Source organism: Caulobacter sp. CCH9-E1 (assembly GCF_001556515.1).
Taxonomy (GTDB): domain Bacteria; phylum Pseudomonadota; class Alphaproteobacteria; order Caulobacterales; family Caulobacteraceae; genus Caulobacter.
Map to the genome: position 1 here is coordinate 1 of NZ_LSJA01000072.1, position 20298 is coordinate 20298.

At 66.3% G+C, this 20298-nt stretch carries 20 protein-coding genes and 1 pseudogene; 14 read left to right on the forward strand and 7 right to left on the reverse strand.

The annotated features are described in order from the left end of the window. The first annotated feature begins 932 nt into the window (after nt 1-932). The 11 genes and pseudogenes from AX690_RS22680 to AX690_RS03555 all read left to right on the forward strand — a co-directional run bounded on the left by AX690_RS22680 (nt 933) and on the right by AX690_RS03555 (nt 12716). Nucleotides 933-1313: a hypothetical protein gene (locus AX690_RS22680; protein WP_156449554.1), complete on the forward strand. Its 381-nt coding sequence runs from the start codon at nt 933-935 to the stop codon at nt 1311-1313. A 50-nt stretch (nt 1314-1363) separates the two neighbouring features. Then, nucleotides 1364-2704: a TolC family protein gene (locus tag AX690_RS03510; RefSeq protein WP_082769477.1), complete on the forward strand. Its 1341-nt coding sequence runs from the start codon at nt 1364-1366 to the stop codon at nt 2702-2704. Next, nucleotides 2704-3963, forward strand: a complete 1260-nt coding sequence (locus tag AX690_RS03515) for an efflux RND transporter periplasmic adaptor subunit (protein WP_066680722.1) — start codon at nt 2704-2706, stop codon at nt 3961-3963. The genes AX690_RS03510 and AX690_RS03515 overlap by 1 nt, the downstream gene beginning before the upstream one ends. A gap of 12 nt (nt 3964-3975) precedes the next feature. Next, a complete protein-coding gene (locus AX690_RS03520) occupies nt 3976-7164 on the forward strand; it encodes an efflux RND transporter permease subunit (RefSeq protein WP_066680727.1) in 3189 nt (1062 codons plus the stop codon). Nucleotides 7165-7246: 82 nt separating this feature from the next. Then, the gene (locus AX690_RS03525) at nt 7247-7963 is read left to right on the forward strand and encodes a HupE/UreJ family protein (protein ID WP_066680729.1); all 717 of its coding nucleotides are present in this window, start codon (nt 7247-7249) and stop codon (nt 7961-7963) included. Nucleotides 7964-7977: 14 nt separating this feature from the next. Then, nucleotides 7978-8616, forward strand: a complete 639-nt coding sequence (locus AX690_RS03530) for a transmembrane anchor protein (RefSeq protein WP_066680732.1) — start codon at nt 7978-7980, stop codon at nt 8614-8616. Between the two features lie 27 nt (nt 8617-8643). Next, nucleotides 8644-9093 (forward strand): SRPBCC family protein, encoded by a 450-nt coding sequence (locus AX690_RS03535; RefSeq protein ID WP_066680734.1) that lies wholly within the window; start codon nt 8644-8646, stop codon nt 9091-9093. A 658-nt stretch (nt 9094-9751) separates the two neighbouring features. Then, nucleotides 9752-10123, forward strand: a complete 372-nt coding sequence (locus AX690_RS03540; protein WP_066680736.1) for a transposase — start codon at nt 9752-9754, stop codon at nt 10121-10123. A gap of 29 nt (nt 10124-10152) precedes the next feature. Continuing rightward, on the forward strand, nt 10153-10476 hold the full coding sequence (gene tnpB, locus AX690_RS03545) for an IS66 family insertion sequence element accessory protein TnpB (RefSeq protein WP_255357050.1): 324 nt from the start codon (nt 10153-10155) through the stop codon (nt 10474-10476). Nucleotides 10477-10556: 80 nt separating this feature from the next. After that, nucleotides 10557-12075: pseudogene (locus AX690_RS03550) on the forward strand (IS66 family transposase). Beyond that, complete coding sequence (locus AX690_RS03555) at nt 12072-12716, forward strand: plasmid pRiA4b ORF-3 family protein (protein ID WP_231732103.1); 645 nt, start codon at nt 12072-12074, stop codon at nt 12714-12716. Before AX690_RS03550 ends, AX690_RS03555 begins: the two are co-directional and overlap by 4 nt. 109 nt (nt 12717-12825) lie before the next feature. On the opposite strand, the gene AX690_RS03560 is transcribed toward AX690_RS03555, so the two are convergent. The 5 genes from AX690_RS03560 to AX690_RS22005 all read right to left on the reverse strand — a co-directional run bounded on the left by AX690_RS03560 (nt 12826) and on the right by AX690_RS22005 (nt 17335). Continuing rightward, the gene (locus AX690_RS03560; RefSeq protein WP_066680739.1) at nt 12826-14178 is read right to left on the reverse strand and encodes an MFS transporter; all 1353 of its coding nucleotides are present in this window, start codon (nt 14176-14178) and stop codon (nt 12826-12828) included. 19 nt (nt 14179-14197) lie between these two features. Next, nucleotides 14198-14428 carry a DUF1289 domain-containing protein gene (locus AX690_RS24180; protein ID WP_082769479.1) on the reverse strand — a complete coding sequence of 77 codons (231 nt, stop codon included), beginning with the start codon at nt 14426-14428 and terminating at the stop codon, nt 14198-14200. Continuing rightward, entirely contained in the window at nt 14425-16473 is a 2049-nt protein-coding gene (locus AX690_RS03565; protein ID WP_082769482.1) for a cation-translocating P-type ATPase, read from the reverse strand. Before AX690_RS03565 ends, AX690_RS24180 begins: the two co-directional genes overlap by 4 nt. A 14-nt stretch (nt 16474-16487) precedes the next feature. Beyond that, nucleotides 16488-16766: a metal/formaldehyde-sensitive transcriptional repressor gene (locus tag AX690_RS03570; protein WP_066680741.1), complete on the reverse strand. Its 279-nt coding sequence runs from the start codon at nt 16764-16766 to the stop codon at nt 16488-16490. Between the two features lie 320 nt (nt 16767-17086). Further along, the gene (locus tag AX690_RS22005) at nt 17087-17335 is read right to left on the reverse strand and encodes a helix-turn-helix transcriptional regulator (RefSeq protein WP_082769480.1); all 249 of its coding nucleotides are present in this window, start codon (nt 17333-17335) and stop codon (nt 17087-17089) included. A gap of 100 nt (nt 17336-17435) precedes the next feature. Here AX690_RS22005 and AX690_RS22685 point away from each other — a divergent pair, with 100 nt between their 5' ends. The 3 genes from AX690_RS22685 (at nt 17436) to AX690_RS24185 (ending at nt 18632) form a co-directional block, all read left to right on the forward strand. After that, a complete protein-coding gene (locus AX690_RS22685; RefSeq protein ID WP_156449555.1) occupies nt 17436-18014 on the forward strand; it encodes a helicase in 579 nt (192 codons plus the stop codon). Nucleotides 18015-18297: 283 nt separating this feature from the next. Next, entirely contained in the window at nt 18298-18438 is a 141-nt protein-coding gene (locus AX690_RS23560; RefSeq protein WP_231732104.1) for a hypothetical protein, read from the forward strand. After that, a complete protein-coding gene (locus AX690_RS24185) occupies nt 18372-18632 on the forward strand; it encodes a response regulator (RefSeq protein ID WP_369798167.1) in 261 nt (86 codons plus the stop codon). The genes AX690_RS23560 and AX690_RS24185 overlap by 67 nt, the downstream gene beginning before the upstream one ends. Before the next feature lie 11 nt (nt 18633-18643). Here the strand turns inward: AX690_RS24185 and AX690_RS03585 are convergent, their stop codons facing one another. Both AX690_RS03585 and AX690_RS03595 read right to left on the reverse strand, forming a co-directional pair. Next, complete coding sequence (locus AX690_RS03585; protein WP_066680747.1) at nt 18644-19027, reverse strand: response regulator; 384 nt, start codon at nt 19025-19027, stop codon at nt 18644-18646. A gap of 443 nt (nt 19028-19470) precedes the next feature. Beyond that, complete coding sequence (locus AX690_RS03595; protein ID WP_156449556.1) at nt 19471-19875, reverse strand: hypothetical protein; 405 nt, start codon at nt 19873-19875, stop codon at nt 19471-19473. Nucleotides 19876-20298 lie beyond the last annotated feature (423 nt).

The window sequence follows — 20298 nt, forward strand, 5'->3', positions numbered from 1 at the left end:
GGAATTTCAGAGGCTTACTGAGCCCGCCCAGTCGCAGTCAATTCGAGCACCGACATCATAGCGCAAGCGGCGATGGTTCGCGAGAGCTTCGGCGCCACGGAGGGCGAAAGTCGCGACGTCTAACGCTGGTCCTAGGGATAGCATCGGAAATGGCGAAAAGCGGTCTTCGAACTTGCCGTCTGACCACAGCTCAACCCATTTCCGCAGGCGCTGGGCTTCGCTCGCCGCCGGCGTGACGGGATCTTCGCCGTGGACCACTCGCGTCGTGGGAGTTGCGGACTCAGGTCAATAGGCCGGAGCAAGTCCAGCTAGCTAAACATTAGGCCGCAACCCAGATCGGGCCGATGACTGCGCTTCCGACGTTACCGCTCTGCGGGTCGAGAACTATCGTCTGTTCCCAGGCGCCCCGCCGGGTTCCGGCATTGACTTTCGCTTCGCGGAAGGCTCGTCGCTCATTGCGAGTATCAACGGGCTCGGCAAGGCGCTTTGCCGGCTGATCGCGTTCAGCAGGTCGTCCGTTGGTGTCGACACATCCTGGAGGACCCCACAGCAGTCACAAATCAGGAAGGACGCCGTGTGGCCGTCATCCTCGCCGCGGCAGGCGACGTAGGCGTCAATGCTGGACCGGAGCTTTCGATCGCTGCATCGCAGCTCCGGCGGCGTGCGTGGTCGTGGCTCAGGCGTGGAGTATCTGTCCCATAGCCCCTCCCGATGTGTGCGTACTCAGCTAAGCTGAGTCCCCCACATACACCGGGACCAGACATCTAAGCGGCACAATATACGACGCGCATGGCCCCTTCCCTTCTTAGGGCGAACCCACAAGACGGACTAGTGGCGCAATGTCGCCTTGCAATCCAGGAAGCGCTCGGCTAGGTAGCGCGGATCGGGGGTTTTCCGTGCTATCGTCAACGCGCCTAGTGTCCGTGCGGAATGTGCTGGTCATCATTTTGATGGCCCTTAGCGCAGTTGTCGCCGTGCAACGGTCGCAGTCGATGATCAACGATATTCAGCACGGATTGTCGATTGACCATCCAGCGCCCGTATCTGAGTTCGCAAGCGCTTCAGACGATCACGGCTTGAATCATGATCGCGCCGCTCCGGATAGCGAAGACGGCCGCTCTGGTGACCACGATCCGGGGTCGCACCACCACCACGCGGAAGGTCCGCAGGTGGCTCACATCGCGACGGCGACGCTCGATGCCGTCGTACAGATGCGATCTGCAGCCGTGTTCGCCCAAGCGAACGACGGCGCGCCGCCATCCCTAACCTTTGGCCTGAAGCGGCCTCCGAAAGCTCGAAGCAACAAAGCCTAAGCAGCGCGGTGATCCGGCCGCGCGCCTGATCAACACCTTCGAGAAATCTCATGACCAAATTTCGTGTAGGTCGCGCGTCTGCGCGGCCGGGCTTGGCGTTGGCGGCGAGTCTTGTCCTGTCCTTGACAGCAGAATCCTCGGCGTTCGCACAGCCATTTCCAGCTCGACCTCCATCTCCATCCCCATCTCCATCGCCTGCGGTCGCACCGAACCTGAACCTTGCTGAGGCGCTTTCCCTGGCCAGCGCTGCGGATCCCGCGGTGTCAGGCTGGGAGGCGCGCCTCGCCGCGGCCGAGGCGAACATCCGCCAGGCCGGCGTCAAGCCAAACCCGTCACTCGGATTCGAGACGGAGAACTTCGCCGGGAGCGGCCCCTACTCCATGCTGGGCGGCAGCCAGACGACCCTCAGCTATCAGCAAGTCCTCGAGCGAGGCGGCAAGCGCGAGGCGCGCGTGGGTTTAGCCAGAGCAAGCGCCGAGGTCACTCGCCGCCGCCGCGATGTCCGCCGCCTCGATCTTCTGCGAGATGTCCAGGTGGCCTACGCCGATGCGCTCGCCGCAGAGGCGGACTTGCTGATCGCAGAAGCCCGGCTGATCGCCGCGCGCAGCGCTCAGACCGACGTCGATCGCCGCGTGCGCGCTGCCCGTGACCCGCTCTTCGCCGGATCGCGCGCCGAGTCCATCGCGGCGCAGGCCGAGGTCGAACGCGATCAGGCGCGGGTGGCGGCGCAGAACGCGCGAGCGGTGCTAGCCCGCTTCTGGGGAGGTTCGCCGGACTTCACGCTCAACTTGGAGACCTTCTTCTCCGTGACGCCGCCTTCAGCGCCCGGGTCCGTCGCTACAGCGGATCTCGCGCTGTTGGAGTCCGAACGCGAGGTGGCCGCCGCCAACATACGGATCGAGCGGTCCCGCTCGGTCGTGGACCCCACCGTGCGGGCCGGCGTCCGTTACTTCGGCGACGGGCGAGACGTGGCCTTTGTCGTAGGCGGCGCCATCCCGCTGCGGCTGTACGACACCAACAAAGCGGGGGTCGAGCGGGCACTTTCCGAGCGCAATGCGGCCGAAGCAGACCTCGCGGCGGAGCGTATTGTGCGCCAGCGCGAGATCGCGCGCTTGACGGCGAGGCTGGCCGCCTCGGCCATGGAGTCCGAACGGCTGCGGGCTGAGGTCATTCCGAGCGCCATTCGGGCTGTCGAGCAGGTTCGCGAAGGCTTCAATCGGGGCGGCTTCCAGTACCTCAATGTGGCCGAGGCCGAACGGGCCCTGGCGGATGCGCGAGCCCGCCGAGTCGTCGTCTTACGGCAGTTTCATACCGATCAGGCGGCGCTCGACCGTCTCACCGGGCGCCACATGGCGCTCGCTTCCTCCAACCTGAACGCGGAGCGTCGCTGATGCACGCCACCCTGATCCGCCGGCGCACGCGCCTGTCCGCCGTCCTCCTCCTCGCCACGGCGCTTGCCGCTTGTGGCCAGTCCGCCAGCAAAGCTCCGGAGGCGGAGAAAGCTGAGGCCGCCGCAGCCGATTATGAGCGCGGCCCTCACCGCGGCCGCATGCTGCGAAGTGGTGACTTCGCCCTGGAGATCACCTTGTACGAAGAAGGACCTGCGCCGCTGTTCCGGCTGTATCCCTACCTCAAGGACAAGCCAGTTGACCCAAAGCAGGTGCAGGCGAGCATCGCCCTCACCCGCCTTGGCCCAAAAGTCGATCGCTTCACCTTCACACCTGAGGCGGACTATCTGACGAGTCCGTCCATCGTCCGCGAGCCGCACTCGTTCGACGTCAGCGTGGCCGCGACCCAAGGCGGCCAGCAGCACAAGTGGACCTATGCTTCATATGAGGGGCGCACGACCATCACCGCGGACGCTGCGCGCGCCGGCGGTGTGACGACAGAGCGCGCGGGTCCAGGGCAGATCGGCGAGTCGCTACCACTCAATGGGCGTATCGAGATTACGCCGGAAGGGCGAAGCGATGTGATCGCGCGCTACCCCGGGCGCGTCGTCTCGATGAACGCCGAGCTCGGGCAGCGGGTCCGACGGGGGCAGGTGCTGGCGCGGGTTGAATCAAGTGACAGCCTGCAAACCTACTCGGTTGCCGCGCCGATCTCAGGCGTGATTGTCGAGAAGAACGTGACAGTCGGCGGGGTCACGGGGTCGGAGGCGATGCTCGTCGTGGCCGACCCGACGAAACTGCATGCCGAGTTCTTCCTCTACCCGCGGGATGCGGAGCGCGTGCGCGTGCGTCAGGCGGTGGAGGTCACCAGTCTGGCCGGCGATCACCGCTTGACCAGCCGCATCGAAGCGATCCTTCCGACGGCGGACCTGACCAACCAGACCCTGGTCGCCCACGTGCCGATCACCGGATCGGTCGATGTCTGGCGACCCGGCTTGGGCGTGAAGGGAACGGTGCAGACCGGCGCGACCGCGGCGCCGCTGGCGGTGCGGACAAAGGCCATCCAGCCGTTCCGAGACTTCGAGGTGGTCTACGCCAAGGTCGGAAATACCTACGAGGTGCGGATGCTGGAGATCGGCCGCCGTACGCCTGAATGGACCGAGGTCCTGGGGGGCCTCGAGCCGGGGACTGAATATGTAGTCGACGGCGCCTTCCTCATCCGCGCGGACATCGACAAGTCCGGCGCGAGCCACGATCACTAGGAGCGCATACTCATGCTTGAACGCATCATCGCGCTCTCGATCCGTTACCGCTGGGTCGTGCTGGCGATCGCCCTGATCTCTTCGGTGATCGGTGTCTGGAGCTTCCAGCGCCTGCCGATCGACGCCACGCCGGACATCACCAATGTCCAGATCCAGATCAATTCGGAAGCGCCCGGATACTCTCCTCTTGAGGCGGAGCAGCGCATCACCTTCCCGGTGGAGACGGCCATCGCAGGCGTGCCGGGCCTGCAATACACACGGTCGGTTTCTCGCTACGGGCTATCGCAGGTGACCGTCGTCTTCGAGGATGGCACCGACATCTATCGCGCACGCCAGTTGGTCAACGAGCGCCTGCAGACGGCGCTCTCTCAACTCCCCGCAGGGATCTCCCCCGAGCTCGGGCCGATCGCCACCGGCCTCGGCGAAATCTTCATGTATACGATCGAGGCGAAGCCTGGGGCCCGCAAGCCGGACGGGAAGGCCTACACGCCCGAGGATCTGCGGACGTTGCAGGACTGGGTGATCCGCCCGCAGCTGCGCAACACGCCCGGCGTCACCGAAGTCAACACGATCGGCGGGTTCGAGCGGCAGTATCATGTCACGCCGCGCCCTGAGCGACTGGCCGCCTTCGGGGTCACGATGGCGGACGTCGTGGAGGCGCTGGGACGCAACAACGCCAACGTCGGCGCGGGCTATGTCGAGCGCTACGGCGAGCAGTACCTGATCCGAGTCCCGGGCCAGGCTTCGACGACGGAGGACCTGTCCGCCATCGTCATCGCCACGCGCGGCGGTGTGCCGATCCGCGTGGCGGAAGTCGCCGATGTCGGAATGGGCGAGGAACTTCGGACGGGCGCCGCCACCGAGAATGGCCGTGAGACCGTGCTGGCCACGGTTCTCATGCTGGCGGGCGAGAACAGCCGGGTGGTCGCGCAGGCGGCGGCCAAGAGCCTGACTGAAGCGTCGCGCGCCCTTCCGGACGGCGTCATCGCATCTCCGGTCTACGACCGAACGGACCTGGTCGAGCGCGCGATCGGTACGGTGGAGAAGAACCTGGTCGAAGGCGCGCTGCTCGTCATCGTTGTCCTCTTCTTGCTGCTCGGGAACTTCCGGGCGGCGCTGATCACCGCCGCGGTCATCCCGATCACCATGCTCATGACCATCACCGGCATGGTGCAGGCGGGAGTTTCGGGCAACCTCATGAGCCTGGGGGCCCTGGACTTCGGGCTGATCGTCGATGGCGCGGTGATCATTGTCGAGAACTGCCTGCGCCGGTTCGCCGAGGCGCAGCATGAGCGCGGGCGTCTGCTCACCCGGGACGAGCGATTCTCGCTCGCCGCGGCCGCCTCTAGCGAGGTGATCCGCCCCTCGCTGTTCGGGGTGCTGATCATCACCCTCGTCTATGTTCCCATCTTCGCCCTCACCGGTGTTGAGGGAAAGACGTTCCATCCGATGGCGATCACCGTGGTGATTGCTCTGACCGGAGCGCTCCTCCTGTCGCTGACCTTCGTCCCCGCCGCGGTCGCCATGTTCGTGACGGGCAAGGTGCAGGAGAAGGACAGCCCGCTCATGCGATGGTCGCGGGCGGGGTACGAGCCTGCCCTCGACTTCGCGTTGCGGGCGCGGACGCTGATGGTCGTCGCCGCGGTGGCGCTGGTCGGCCTCGCTGGTTTCGGCGCCTCGCGAATGGGCTCGGAGTTTGTGCCGAGCCTCGACGAGGGCGACATCGCGATGCACGCCCTTCGCATCCCGGGCACCAGCCTCAGCCAGGCGATCCAGATGCAGACCGCCCTGGAGGCGCGGATTGCCAAGTTCCCCGAGGTGGAGCGGGTGGTCGCGAAGATCGGCACGTCCGCGGTGGCGACGGACCCGGTTCCGCCCTCGGTCGCGGACACCTTCATCCTGCTGAAGGACCGCAAGGATTGGCCGGATCCGAGAAAGCCGAAGGACCAGCTCGTGCGCGAACTTGAAGCCGCGGTGCAGACGGTGCCGGGCAGCAAGTATGAGTTCACTCAGCCCATCCAGATGCGCTTCAACGAACTGCTCTCAGGCGTCCGCGCAGACGTCGCGATCAAGGTGTTCGGCGACGATCTAGAGGAGTTGGTGCGGCTCGGATCGCAGATCGAGGACATCGTCGGGACGGTGCCCGGCACAGCGGGTGCGCAGTCGGAACAGGTGACGGGCTTGCCCGTGCTGCAGATCAAACCAGACCGGCAAGCGATAGCCCGTCTGGGACTAAGCATCGATGACGTCCAGCAGGTGATCTCCACCTCGATGGGCGGCACGATCGCCGGCCAGGTCTTCGAGGGCGACCGGCGCTTCAACATCGTCGTGCGGCTGCCAGAGGACCTGCGCTCCGACACCGACGCCATCGGTCGTATCCAGGTTCCGCTTCCGGCCGCCGAAGGCCAGTCGCGCGGCTTCGTCCCGCTGAGCGAGATCGCGACGATCAGCCTTGAGAAGGGGCCCAACCAGATCAGCCGCGAGAACGGCAAGCGGCGCATCGTCGTCACATCGAACGTGCGGGGCCGGGATCTTGGCTCCTTCATCGGTGACGTTCGCCAGCGCGTTGAGAGCGAGGTCCAGCTGCCGGCCGGCTACTGGGTCACTTACGGCGGCACCTTCGAGCAGCTGATCTCGGCGGCCAAGCGGCTGCAACTCGTCGTGCCGGCGGTCCTCGCGCTGATCTTCGCCCTGCTGTTCGCCCTGTTCCGGTCCTGGCGGGACAGCGCCATCGTCTTCTCCGGCGTGCCCCTGGCGCTCACCGGCGGCGTGGCGGCTCTGCTGCTTCGCGGCTTGCCGATGTCGATCTCCGCGGGGGTGGGGTTCATCGCCCTGTCCGGCGTCGCGGTGCTGAACGGCGTCGTCATGGTCAGCTTCATTCGCGGGCTCATCGAAGAAGGCAGGCCGGTACGCGACGCCATTCGCGAGGGCGCCCTGACCCGCCTTCGACCGGTGCTGATGACGGCGCTGGTGGCGAGCCTGGGCTTTGTGCCGATGGCGCTGAACGTCGGGGCCGGCGCAGAGGTGCAGCGCCCGCTGGCCACCGTGGTGATCGGCGGGATCATTTCGTCGACTGTCCTGACGCTTCTGGTGCTGCCCGCCCTCTACAGCCTCGTGCACGGCCGCGAGCGCGGGAGTGACTGGCCAAGACCCGCCTGGCTCGACCATCTGCCCTTCCGCAACAGCCGAAAGGCGGTGTGACCCCCCTTCACACCGTCGGGGCGGCCGCATGTCGGGAGCGGCCGCCCACCCCCTTCATGCCCACCCCTTCGAGGTTCGCTCCATGCTTCAAGCAAGCATCCTACTCAGATGGCGACCTGCCGCCCTTCTCCTCGCGCTGGTCCTGCTGCTGGTCGACGGCGCCCTGTCCCAGGTTTTGGCCCACGGGGTCGCCAACGGCGACAAGGGCTACATCCAGGAGACGACCGGCGTGGTCTTCCTGCCGTTCGTCTACCTGGGCGCCAAGCACATGGTCACCGGCTACGACCACCTGCTCTTCCTGTTCGGGGTGATCTTCTTCCTCTACCGGATGAAGGACATCGGCATCTATGTGACCATGTTCGCCGTCGGTCACTCCACGACCCTGTTGCTGGGCGTGCTCACCGGCGTCAGCGTCTCGAGCTATCTGATTGATGCAATCATCGGCCTTTCGGTCGTCTACAAGGCCCTCGACAACCTGGGCGCATTCCAGCGCTGGTTCGGCGTTCAGCCGAACACCAAGGCCGCCACCCTGATCTTCGGCCTGTTCCACGGCTTCGGCTTGGCCACCAAGCTACAGGACTTTCAGCTTTCTTCGGACGGCCTCGTCTGGAACCTCATCGGGTTCAACATCGGCGTCGAGCTGGGCCAGCTTCTGGCGCTCGGCGCCATCCTCATTGCGATGGGCTTCTGGCGGCGCACCGACGGCTTCTGGAAGCACGCCTACCTCGCCAACGTCGTCCTCATGAGCCTCGGCTTCATCCTGACGGGCTATCAGTTCGTCGGCTTCTTCGTCGTCTGAAGGGAGACCAACCCATGCACAACGCCAACAAGCCCCGTCTCTCCGAGCTGCCCACCACAGGCAAACTCCTCCGCTCGACCGCGCTCGCCGCTGGCGTCGCGGGGGTCCTCCTTGCCACTGCCGTCCTGCCTGCGGAGTACGGTGTCGACCCGACACGGGTGGGTTCGGTGCTCGGCCTCACCGAGATGGGGCGCATCAAACGACAACTTGCCGCCGAAGCGGCGGCAGACGCGCGAGCCGACGTCGCTGCTAGTTCAACGCCGGCCGCCGCCACTCGTGTTGCGGCCCCTGCCGGCGGCTCCGTCCCGGCCGCGACTCCGACCGTCGCCGCACGGGGCGAACGGTCGGACAGGACGGTGATCACCCTCGCGCCCGACGCGGCCGCGGAGATCAAGCTCGTGATGGACGAGGGAGCACGCGCTCGCTTCGTATGGTCGAGCAGCGGCGGGCGAGTGAACTTCGACACCCACGCCGACCGGCCCGGCGTCAAGTATCATGGCTACGGCAAGGGCGCCTCACAGCGAGAGGAAGGAGAACTCGCGGCTGCCTTTACGGGCAGTCACGGCTGGTTCTGGCGCAACCGCACGGGAGAGACCGTGACGATCACGCTCGATACGTCCGGCGCCTACAAGGAAGTGAAACGTGCTGATTAGGCGGCCCCCGGTCTCTACGTGAGAGGGATGGTCATCCTGGACGCCGAGCGGGACGTGAGGACGCCGGTGGGCGCCGTCTGGCGCGCCCTGGTCGATTACCCGCGCTACCCCAAGTGGACCGGGGCCGCGATCCTTCAGCAGGATCCCGACCGGCCCGGCGAGCTCGTCTATCGCATCCGCGTCCGGACGCCTGGCCGCACCGAGCGGGCGTGGAGTTTCCCGGGACGCGAGACGACGCGAGAGCCGTTACGGGCGATCGGCTGGCGCTTCGGCATGGGCTTTGTCTACGGTCTGGACATCGGCTTCGAGACTAGCGCGCGCGGCGGCGTGACCCATGTGCGCCATTTCGTACGGATCACCGGACTGGTCGCCGTGCTCCGGCCGGCGCTCCTCAGAAGGATCTTCGGACCTGTGGTCGAGACGATGCTGAGCGATCTCGAGGCAGAAGCGCGCCGAAGGCAACGGCGCGGCGCATGAAATCTCGGGCGGCGGCCTGGACCCTTTGGCTGTGCTGCCGATTTTCGCCGCGGAGCTTCGAGGCTTTACCAATGGAGCAACATCGTGCGTCTAGCTTCAATATTCGCATTGGCGCTCGTCCATATCGCCGAGCCCACAAACGCTGCGCCGGCCGAGCGAGTGGAGGTCGCCAGCGAAGTGATCCCACTCACCGGCTTTCGACTAGAGCCCCCTAGCGTCACGCACGACGGCGGGTCTCTACGCTTCCGTGGCTTCCTCTGTCGAAGGTCCGTTGCGATGTCGCCCTACCTGGTGCGACTCGAACGTGTCTCACGTGATGGCCAAGTGCTGGGCGCTGCAACCGGGCCGGTCTCGGGGCTCTCAGGTCGGGGTAACCGCTGCTCGGTCTACACGGTCACCGCCCCTTGGCGTCTGGAGCCTGGAGACCGGGTGCGGGTCTGCGCCCAGCGTGGAGACGGGCCGTGCCCCGCCGGTGGCTGACGGGCAGGTGGCGCCGGCGTGGCCGGGGAAGGCTTGAGCGTCCAGGCGCCCGGCCGGCTTCGCCATCGCCACCTTGAGCGGCGCCGTGCAGAGTTCCGAAGTAAGCGGCGTCCCGACCCCACCTTCACGCGGCTGATCTGATCATCGAGAGTCCGAGCCGGTTTGGCTTGGTGTGGTGATGATGCCTGGTGATGATGTGCTGATGATGCCTGCGGCGCGTCGGATCGAGGTGTTCACAGGTCCTGGCCAGCGGCGGCGTTGGAGCGCACAGACCAAGGCCCAGATCGTGGCGGAGAGCTATGAGACCAGCGTCGGCGACGTGGCCGACCGCTACAGCCTGGCGAAGACGCAGGTGTTCACCTGGCGGCGCGATGCGAGGCGCTCCGCCTTCGCCCAGGTGGTGGTGGATGACGCTGCGCCGGAATCTGACAAGGCCGCGACGGACGGCGCCATCGAGATCGAGCTTGTGGGTGCGCGGGTGCGGATCGGCCGGGAGGCCGACGCGCGGATGGCGGTGGCGGTGATCGGCGCCCTGCGGTCTGGCCGGTGATCGGACCGGCGGGATCGGTCCGTGTGTTAGTGGCGGCGCGGCCGGTGGATTTCCGGAAGGGCGCGGAGGGGCTGGCCGGGCTGGTGCGCGAGCAAATGGCCGCCGATCCGTTCTCAGGCACGGTCTACGTCTTCCGCGCCAAGCGCGCCGATCGGATCAAGCTGATCTACTGGGACGGCACGGGGCTGTGCCTGTTCGCCAAGCGGCTGGAGGACGGAGACTTCCGCTGGCCCAAGATCCAGGATGGAGTGATGCGGCTCACCTCGGCTCAGCTCGGAGCCCTGCTGGAGGGCCTCGATTGGCGGCGGGTGCACCAGGCCCGGCGGACCCGCACCCCCGTCGCTGCGGCGTGATGTTCAGGCCCTGCGACGAGATGACTCAGCCTGTTCGTGAGGGCGCCTCACGGCTGGTTTGATGTGCTGTACTCTCGGCCATGACGGGCCTGGCCGATGCTCTGCCACAGGATGTCGAAGCGCTTCAGGCGCTGATCCTGGCCGAGCGCGCCGCCCACGCCGCCGAGGCGGAGCGGCTTCGTCAGATCATCAAGGAGATGCAGCGTCACCGCTTCGGCCGCCGCGCCGAGACCCTGCCGATCGACCAGCTGGAGCTGGCGCTGGAAGATGTCCAGCAAGAGGTGGCGGCAGAGGCCGCCGGCGACGAAGCCCGCGATCCGGCGCGGAAGGCCGCCACCGCCGCCAAGCGCCGGTCTAACCGCGGCGCGCTGCCTGAGCATCTGCCCCGGATCGAGACCGTGGTCGATGTGGAGGACAAGGCCTGCCCATGCTGCGCGGGCACACTGCACCTGATCGGCGAGGACCGGGCCGAGCGGCTGGACATCGTGCCCGCTCAGTTCCGCGTGCTGGTGGTGCGGCGGCCCAAGTACGCCTGCCGCGCCTGCGAGGATGTGGTGGTCCAGGCGCCGGCGCCGGCCCGGTTGATCGAGGGCGGGATTCCGACCGAGGCCACGGTCGCCCATGTGGTGGTCAGCAAGTACGCCGATCATCTGCCGCTTTACCGCCAGGCCCAGATCGACGCCCGCCAGGGGATCAAGCTCGATCGCTCCACCCTGGCGGACTGGACCGGCCGCGCGGCCTTCCTTCTCCGGCCGGTGCACGAGCACCTGCTGCAGACCCTCCGACGATCCCCCAAGCTCTTCGCCGACGAGACCACGGCCCCGGTGCTCGATCCCGGACGTGGCCGCACCAAGACTGGCCAGCTCTGGGCCTACGCCCGCGACGACCGCCCGTGGGGCGGGGCCGATCCGCCGGCCGTGGCCTATGTCTACGCGCCAGATCGCAAGGCCGAGCGGCCGATGGCGCACCTCGCCGGCTTCAGCGGCGTCCTGCAGGTGGATGGATATGGCGGCTATCGCCCCTTGGCGGAGACGGGCCAGGTCCAGCTCGCCTTCTGCTGGGCCCACGTGCGCCGGCGCTTCTACGAGCTGGCCACCGCCGGCCCCGCGCCGATCGCCAGCGAGGCCCTCGATCGGATCAAGGCGCTCTACGCCATCGAGGGCGAGATCCGCGGCCTTTGAGCCCGAGGTCCGGCACACCGTCCGCCAAGAGAGGTCCCTGCCGGTGATCCAAGCGCTGGAGCCGTGGCTCCGCGCGAAGCTCACGACGATCAGCCAGAAGTCCAAGCTCGCAGAGGCGATCCGCTACGCGCTCTCGCGCTGGGCAGGCCTCACCCTCTTCCTCGACGACGGCCGCATCGAGCTCGACAACAACATCGTCGAGCGCTCCATCCGCCCGCTGGCGCTCAGTCGCAAGAACAGCCTCTTCGCCGGCTCGGACGGCGGCGCCGAGCACTGGGCGATCCTCGCCTCGCTCATCGAGTCCGCCAAGCTCAACGACATCGACCCGCAGGCCTACATCGCCAGCGTCATCACCCGCATCGTCGCCGGACACCCGCAGAGCCAGATCGATCGGCTGCTGCCCTGGAATCCCGCGTGAGGACTTGGCACACTGACGCCATGACCTCGGCCGCCGACAGCCTTCACGAGATCGCCACGCTCCGGATCGAGCTCCTGGACACCGATCCCCTGATCTGGCGACAGGTCGAGGTTCCGACCTCGATCACGCTCAAGGTTCTTCACGATGTCGTCCAGGCCGCCATGGGCTGGTACGATCAGCACCTGTGGGAGCTGCGGCTCGGCAAGCAGCGCTACGGCCAGCCTATCCCCGGAGACGACTGGGGTGGCCCACCCACCCTCAAGGCCGACAAGGTCCGCCTGCGCGAGGTCCTCAAGCCCCGCAAGACCGTCCTCGACTACACCTATGACTTCGGCGACAGCTGGGAGCACCGGCTCACCTTCTCCGACGTCCGTCCCGGCGACCCGGACACCGACTACCCCCGCTACGTCGCCGGCGAGCACGCCGCTCCACCCGAAGATTGCGGCGGCATCCCCGGCTTCTACGGCGCCCTCGAAGCCCTGGCCGATCCCAACCATCCCGAGCACGCCGACGTCATCGAATGGTTCGACGGCTACGACCCCAATACCATCGACGAACTCGTCCTCAAGATCGCTCTCAGCCGCATCGCCCGCCGACGTAACCCCGCCAAGGCGACGTTCGCCCGCAAAGCCAAGTCCTGAGAGATCGCCGAGGTGGTCCGGGAACGACGCTTACGTCCCGAAACCGTGTGACCCCGACACGCGTACTAGGTTGTGCGGCTTGCCCAAGCAAGACGGACGACGGGTGTGACTACATGCCCGCCTTCGGCCAATGGTGGTGAAGATCATCGATGACGAACGGGTGCACGTGCGCTGCGCGTGTGCTGACCGGCTTACCCTCTCCCTCGCGCAGATGCGGATGCTGGGGCGGCAGGTCCGGATGCACGTGCGCAAGCTCGTCGGGGTCGGCAGCCGGCCAGACTTTGAGCGCGGCGACCACGCCGACCAGGCTGACGCTGGCGAGGGCTATGAAGGTTGGCGCCATGCCGTAGGCGGCTCCGAAAGAGCCCGCCACTGTGTAGGTCAGCAGCCAGCAGGCGTGCGACAGGGCGAACTGCGCGGCGAAGACCGCGCTGCGGTCCTCAGGCGTCGCCGAGCGCCGCAAGAGACGCCCCGATGGGGTCAGAACGGCTGAATAGCCCACCCCCATGATCGCCCACAGGATCAGCAGCGAGACCCACTGGTCCACGCCGGGCGAAACGGTGAGCAGCGCCATTACGCCCAAGGCGCCGGTCAAAAGCCAGGAGGCGGCGACCATAACAGGGCGGTCGCCCACCCGCTCCAACACGCGCGGGAGCAGCAGGGCCGCGACCATCGAACCGCCGCCGAAGGCGGCCAGCGCCAAGGCCATGTCGTCGGCCGGTCGGCCGAGTAGGGTTCGCACATAGACGACGGTGTTGACGATCACCATGGCGCCGGCGGCCGCTGCTGCGAGATTGAGCGCCAGTAGCCCTCTCAGCCTTGGTGTCCTGAGATAGATGCGAACGCCGTGCGTGGTGCGCGCGTAGATTCCGCCTTCGCGCGTCACGGCCTTGGGCTGTGGCACGATAACAGAGACCACCAAGGCGGCCGAAGCCAGGAAGCCGACGACGGTTCCGCCAAAGAGCCAGTGAAATCCTATGACCGTGAGCAGAGCAGCCGCCAGCATCGGGCTGACTAGGCTTTCCATGTCGTAGGCCAGGCGCGAGAGCGAGAGCGCCCGGGTGTAGCGTTCCTCGTCGGGGAGGATATCGGGGATGGCGGCCTGGAAGGTCGGTGTGAACGCCGCTGAGGCCGATTGCAGGAGGAAGATCAGCAGGTAGACCTGCCAAATCTCGGTGACAAAGGGCAGCATGATGGCCACAGAGGCGCGCACCAAATCCATCGACACAAGGAAAGCTCGTCGCGGAAGCCGATCGACGAAGGCGTTCACGATGGGGCCGACGCCAATGTAGGCGATCATCTTGATCGCCAACGCGCCGCCAAGCACAACGCCGGCGTTCGCGCCGGCCAGGTCGTAAGACAACAGACCCAGCGCCACTGTCGCCAGGCCGGTGCCGACCAGGGCGATCACCTGCGCCAGGAAGAGGTGCCTGTAGGTTCTGTCCGCAAGAACGCTCAACATCACCAATCTCTCCGTTGAGTCATGACAGCGAGCCTCGGAGAGGCGATGCGGAATCGCTGAGGGTGTGGCCCTTCCCCTGTTCGCTCAGCCGATCGACACGGCGCTTCAAATCCTTGGACATCATCTGGCGAGCACGAGGTTGCATCTTCCGCCAGGCGCGGATTTCAGGGACGGTTCGACCACAGCCGATGCACCAGCCCGATCGACCATCAAAACTGCAGACGCTGATGCATGGATCGCTCGACTTCACGGGTGGGCCGCCGCTGGCTGAACCCCAAGAGGCGTTGACGGGGCCTTTCCCTCTTCAGCCCCAACTTTGCGCGGCAGCAGCCGGGCCGAGTTGAGGATGAAGGCCATTTCGGACGCGACGTGAATGAATGCCGCCATCAAGGGATTCAGCACCCCCACGGCCGCCAAGCCTATCCCGATCGCGTCGATCGCGAGCGTGCCGGCGAAGTTCTGCCAGATGATGCGCCGCGTGCGCCTTGCCACCTTGAGGGTCTCCACGAGACGGACAAGATCATTGCCCAGCAGCACGACGTCGGCGCTCTCCTGGGCGACGTCCGTCCCAGACCCCATCGCGATGCCGACGCTCGCCTCGGCCAGCGCGGGTGCATCGTTGACACCGTCGCCGACCATGGCGACCGTCCGCTTCTGCTGGATGAGCGCCTGGATTCGCGCGAGCTTGTCTTCCGGCAGGAGGCCGGCTTCGATTTCCTTGATGCCGAGGCTACGGCCCACAGCCTGAGCAACGGGAAGGGCATCGCCGGTCAGCAGGATGGTGCGGATCCCGAGAGCCGTCAGGCTTTCGATCGCGCGCTTGGCTTCGGGGCGCACGGTGTCGGCCACGGCAATCGCGCCGAGCAGCACTCCGCCCCTGGCGACATAGACCTCCGAGGCCGCCTCGACGCCAAGGTTGAGCGGCGCTGTGATCACCACGCCGTTGTCCCGCATCCAGGCCTGGTTGCCGACCAGGACCATGGAGTCCGCCACCTTGGCGGCGATGCCCCGCCCGGGCGTGTAGGCGAAGTGTTCAGGCTCAGCGACCCGGCGACCTTGGGCCTTGGCATGGGCGATGATGGCTTTACCCAGCGGGTGCTCGGAGCGCAGCTCGGCCGCGGCAGCCGCGTCGAGCAGGTCCTCGGCGCTGACGTCGGCGGCGGCTACGACGGCTTGAACTTCCGGCCGGCCGAAGGTGAGCGTGCCGGTCTTGTCGAGCACCACAGTGTCGACCTTGCCGAGCGTTTCGAGATGGACGCCACCTTTGATGATGGCGCCGAGACGAGCGGAGCGGCCGATGCCGCCGAGGATCGCAAGTGGGGTGCCGGCTGCGATACCGCAGGCGCCGGCGACGATAATCACGGAAATCGTTGAGGTGATGTTCTGGGTGATCAGATAGGTCAGCACCGCCGATCCGAGGGCGAAATAGACCAGGTATCCGGCCATGCGGTCGGCCAGGCGTTGGACGGGTGCGCGCGAGCGCTCGGCCCGTTCCACCGCCTCGATGATCTTGCCGTAGCTGGTGTCGCGCCCGATCCGCTCGGCGCGCACTTCAAGCGCGCCCGATTGATTGATCGACCCGGCGAACACTGCGGCGCCTTCGATCTTCTCCACCGGCATCGATTCGCCGGTGATGCGGGATTCATCGACGAAAGAATTGCCGGACAGGACGGCGCCATCGACCGGGATGCGGCCGCCCGGAGCCACCAGGATGGCGTCGCCAATGGTCAGCTCGGCAGCGGAAATCGTCCGAATGGAACCGGTTCGGCGGACGGAAACCTCGCTGGGCAGGAATTCCAGAAGATCACGGATCGCCTTGCGCCCTCGCCCGACCGTCAGGCCCTCCAGGACCTCGGCCACCAACACGAAGAGGGTGATCACCAGGGCGGTGAAGAACTGACCGATGGCGGCAGCCGCCACGATGGCGATGGTCATCGACAGTTCCATCGTCATGCGCCGCTGCAGGACGTTCTCGAACGCCTCCTTCAAGATCGGCCAGCCGCCGATCAGGAGGCCGACGACGCCGATCACGCTCACGGTGGGGATGGGCTCCCAGACCCGGAACCAGACGAGGGCCGCGGCGACCGCCACCAAGCCGATCCGCAAGGCCTCCTGCCACTCGAACGGATGCTCGTGGTCGTGGCCGTCCTCATCTTCGTGATCAGCATGGTCGTGCCCATGGTGATCATGGCCGTGATGCGGGTTCTTCTTCTCGTTCAGCGCCGCCGGCGCGGTCGTTCGGGCTTCGGCCTGATCGGCCAGGCTGGAGTGATCACGATTCAATTGGTCGGCCATGGTCGGCTTCCTCGTCATTTCAGGTAGGTGCGCACGACGTCGATAAGTTCTTCCGCGCCCCTAGCCCGTTCAGGGTCGGGGTCGCTGGCCGGATCGACGACGTGCATCCGGATGTGATCTTCCATCACCTCGGCCATGAGGCCGTTCATGGCGCCGCGAACGGAGGCGATCAGCTGAAGTACCTCTGCGCAGCCGGTCTCAGTCTCTAAGGCGCGCTCCACGGCCTCCAATTGACCGCGAATGCGCCGTACGCGCGCGACGAGCTTTTTCTTCCCCCGAACCGTATGGCCCATCAAAAATCCTCCATGTCTCATGTAATATAGGGGGGTATACTATATTGTTCAATCGGACGCCCTCCCTTCGTTCAGGATGACAACCAGCTGAGACGGAGCGTGTTGAACCGGGGGCGGCTGACCTGATCGAGCCGAAGCGTACCTGCTCGGGGCGATCGAGTTTTTCGTCAGCGCCGCTCAGGCCGTTGGGCGACGCCAGCGAACGAAGAACCTCGATGGACGCCATGTGGCGGTTGCGCGGCGGCAGTGCCGTTGCGCCTAAAGGTTCGTTATAGATTATAAGATAATTACCATCAGTTATCGCGGAAAACTCCGGACTTTTAGGGGTTTAGCCGCAGCCGTACGCCCGGTCCTAACGCGTCTGCGTCGTCGCCTTCCAGAAACGCGACGCCGGCGTTCTCAAGGGCCCGGCGCACGGCGTCGACATTGGCGGCCGAGCTGCGCCCCGGTCCAACCGGACCTTCCATTCGGACGATCGTGGGAAGCGACACCCCCGACGCCTTGGCCAATACGGGCTGACTCCAACCAAGCAATGCGCGCGCGGCCCGGATTTGCGCTGCGGTCAGCATGAAATGATCATTTTATTATCTTGTAAGAAGATTTCATATTGACGCGCTCCAAGCCGCGTTCGATGATAAAATCATCATAGGTGATTAGAAGGCTCCGGTCATGGCCTCGCGTCGAAAAGCGGGCGACGGGAACGTGCGCCTGCCTGAAATCTCGCGGCGCGCTGTCTTGGCGGGAACATCAATAGCGGCCTCCGGCGCCGCAAGGCGCGGCGAGGCGGCCGCAATACCGTCGATCGCTGCACCGGTCCCTTCAGACGAAGGAGCCAGGCGGTGCGCGAGTTGGCTGGCCGTCAACGCCAAGATCGAGCGTCTCCAGTCTCGATGGGCAAGGCTGGAAAGCTGGCTTGTGAGGGAACACGCCTGGTGCAAGCTCAGCGCTGCCGAGCAGCAGGCCTTGCCCTGGGCAAAGGAGCTCCGCGACATCGACGGCTGCTTGGACGTTCTATTCGAGCAGCGCGAGGCCTTGCTGCAGTCGATCCCCGCAACCGGCTCCATCAGCCTGGATTCGGTCGCCGCGAGACTGGCCGTGGTGGAACGTCTGATCTGGCGGGAGGAGCATCCCGAAGCCACGCCCTGGTCACCGGGGCCCGTCGAGATCTCATCGCGCTGTCCCGCGGTCATCCGCCGGCCGTCGTCAGCCAGAGTTCGGCGTCGTTGTGATCATGTCCGCGCCGGCTAGCGGCGCAGGCGAGGGCAAGCTACGCCGAGCGATCCCCTTGTCTGCGCACGAACGCGCGGTGAGCTCCCAGGCGGTCGTCGCAGTGAAAGAGCCATGCACGCTGCAGGCGCTCGCGGTTCTTAAGGCCCTTGGGCCCACGGCCCCGCCCTCGCCGCTCGTCGCGTCAGTCGCCGGCTGCGAACTTCCGACCTCGGCGCCGATAACCGTCTAGTAATCTTCCGGGCGCGCACTGATTCGCAGGGACATTGGCTGGAGGCGCGCTATGGGGGCGGCAGGCAGGCATGTGCTGATCGTCGAAGACGAAATGGTCATCGCCCTGGAGATCGAGTCTCAGCTCCGAGAGCTTGGCTATTCGTCATTCGACTATGCGGACAGCCCGACGCGGCGCTTCGGGCGGCATGTGAGCAGCGGCCGGACTTGGTGACTCTTGATTTCCGGATCATGGGCGGGACAGGTCTGGACGCGATCGCCCGAATTGTTCGAGCCCTTGGCCCGTTGCCCGCCGTAATGATCACCGGCAACTCAGAACAGGTGCGGATGGGTTGCCCCTACCCGGTGGTCGATAAGCCGCTAGGGCTGGCGGCATTGCGAGCAGCGTGCGTAGAAGCTGGGGTGTAAGCGGCAATAGGTCACGCTCGGCGCGTCGAGAGCGCCCCAGCCACGCACTCCAGGAGCTGCGCGGTCGTGAACGGTTTGAGCAGCGCAGCGTCCGCGCCGAGCATGGTGGCCGTGCGAAGAAGCTGGCTGGCTTCAATGATCCCGAATCCGCCGCTCATCGCCACGATCCGGGTCAAGGGCCAACGCCGGCGGACCTCCATGATGACTTCGACGCCGTCCTTGTCCGGCATCAGCAGATCGGTCAACAGCACGTCCGGCCGTCTCGCCATCAGCTCGATGGCCCCACGGCCGCCGTCGGCTTGCAAGCAGTCATATCCGGCGTCCGCCAGGATCTCTGAGATCAAGTCCCGGCATGCGGGGTCGTCTTCCACGACCAGGACGACCTCGCGACGCATAAGACTCCGTCACCCCACACAGACACTCGGGTCCTAAAGGGGTTACGCGGGAGGCCGCGCCTCGCCCTCACCTACTTGTGGCGGCGCTTCCGAGAGCTGCGGAGCGAAATGCTGGGCGTATCGCCGACGGGCCAGAAGGCTATTGTCGCGATCGAAGACGAGGAGCTCGGCGCACCTGCCCCGGGCCGCCGCCTGTTGGGCGAGTTGCTTGGCCTTGGCTTCCGCGCGCCCTCCGGAGAGAAACATGAGCGGTAGGCCGCAGGGTTGCTCGACCGCCCAGCCCCCGGGAACCGGCAAGACCGAATAGGTCCAAGTTTCCATCGTCCGCTCCTCCCGTCTGTGCGCGCCCTAGCCCCCGAAGCTACACCCTCAGAGATGCCTTGCGACGACCTTTCGTAAAGGGAGCGCCCTCGGCCGCGCGGCGGCGCGTTCAGTGACTGGATTCAATGGCTGCGCCCGCCCCCGCCGTGCCCACCGCCGAAGTGGCCACCGCCACCGCGGCCGAAGCTCGAATGGCCGCCGCCAAAGTGGCCGCCACCGTGGCCGCCACTGAAGAAGCTGAGGCCGAAGGAGCCGTAGAACGGTCTGGAGTAGTAGCTCGGCCCCCAAGGGTCGTAAGCGTAGGACGAATAGCGCGGGCCGGGCGGCGGACCCGCGCCGGTGGCGACCGGCACGACGCAGACGGCGTCCACCGGCTGGGCCGGGTCGGCGGATGGAGGCGAGGCTGGCGTCGCCGCGATCGCGCCCGGAGCGCCGCACGGGACGACGTAGTAGACGAACGGCGGCGGGGTGGGACCGACGGGTTGTGCGACGGCGATGGCCGGCGCTGTCAGTCCGGCTGTCGCCATCACAATTGCATGGATGGTTTTGATCATTGGGGGGCGCTCCTCTTTGGCGCCAAGCGAGCTGACCAGATTGACCCGCCAGGTGTCGTGCGCATGGGAGCAGGATGAATTCCGTTTCATCATGGCATGTCCGAAGCCCCAGCCGCCGCGAACATGAAATCGAGTTCACGCCGGCCCCACGCGCCTGAAAGTTCTCGGCCGCATCTAGGTCGTGGCGGCGCGGTGACGCCGAGCGGTCCACCTGCCCCCCGGTGGACGCGCTCGAGGCGCCGGCCAAGCCCGCCAGCTGCCGGTCGATCCCGCCGGCAGCTGGCGGCGATCGCCGAGACTGACATCCCCCTGGATCGGATGCCGAGGAACCTTCAGACTCCGCCCATGAAGCTTCTCCTGATCGAGGATGACCGCGCGACGGCCAGCTATGTCCAG

Bases quoted from the DNA above. Each gene is read 5' to 3' on its own strand.
- AX690_RS03530 (WP_066680732.1), top strand. From the start codon at position 7,978: ATGCACAACGCCAACAAGCCCCGTCTCTCCGAGCTGCCCACCACAGGC.
- AX690_RS03560 (WP_066680739.1), bottom strand. From the start codon at position 14,178: ATGTTGAGCGTTCTTGCGGACAGAACCTACAGGCACCTCTTCCTGGCG.
- AX690_RS03525 (WP_066680729.1), top strand. From the start codon at position 7,247: ATGCTTCAAGCAAGCATCCTACTCAGATGGCGACCTGCCGCCCTTCTC.
- AX690_RS03595 (WP_156449556.1), bottom strand. From the start codon at position 19,875: ATGGCGACAGCCGGACTGACAGCGCCGGCCATCGCCGTCGCACAACCC.
- AX690_RS03535 (WP_066680734.1), top strand. From the start codon at position 8,644: ATGGTCATCCTGGACGCCGAGCGGGACGTGAGGACGCCGGTGGGCGCC.
- AX690_RS03515 (WP_066680722.1), top strand. From the start codon at position 2,704: ATGCACGCCACCCTGATCCGCCGGCGCACGCGCCTGTCCGCCGTCCTC.
- AX690_RS03510 (WP_082769477.1), top strand. From the start codon at position 1,364: ATGACCAAATTTCGTGTAGGTCGCGCGTCTGCGCGGCCGGGCTTGGCG.
- AX690_RS03570 (WP_066680741.1), bottom strand. From the start codon at position 16,766: ATGGGCCATACGGTTCGGGGGAAGAAAAAGCTCGTCGCGCGCGTACGG.
- AX690_RS03540 (WP_066680736.1), top strand. From the start codon at position 9,752: ATGATGCCTGGTGATGATGTGCTGATGATGCCTGCGGCGCGTCGGATC.
- AX690_RS03520 (WP_066680727.1), top strand. From the start codon at position 3,976: ATGCTTGAACGCATCATCGCGCTCTCGATCCGTTACCGCTGGGTCGTG.
- AX690_RS03585 (WP_066680747.1), bottom strand. From the start codon at position 19,027: ATGCGTCGCGAGGTCGTCCTGGTCGTGGAAGACGACCCCGCATGCCGG.
- AX690_RS22005 (WP_082769480.1), bottom strand. From the start codon at position 17,335: ATGCTGACCGCAGCGCAAATCCGGGCCGCGCGCGCATTGCTTGGTTGG.
- AX690_RS22685 (WP_156449555.1), top strand. From the start codon at position 17,436: ATGGCCTCGCGTCGAAAAGCGGGCGACGGGAACGTGCGCCTGCCTGAA.
- AX690_RS03565 (WP_082769482.1), bottom strand. From the start codon at position 16,473: ATGGCCGACCAATTGAATCGTGATCACTCCAGCCTGGCCGATCAGGCC.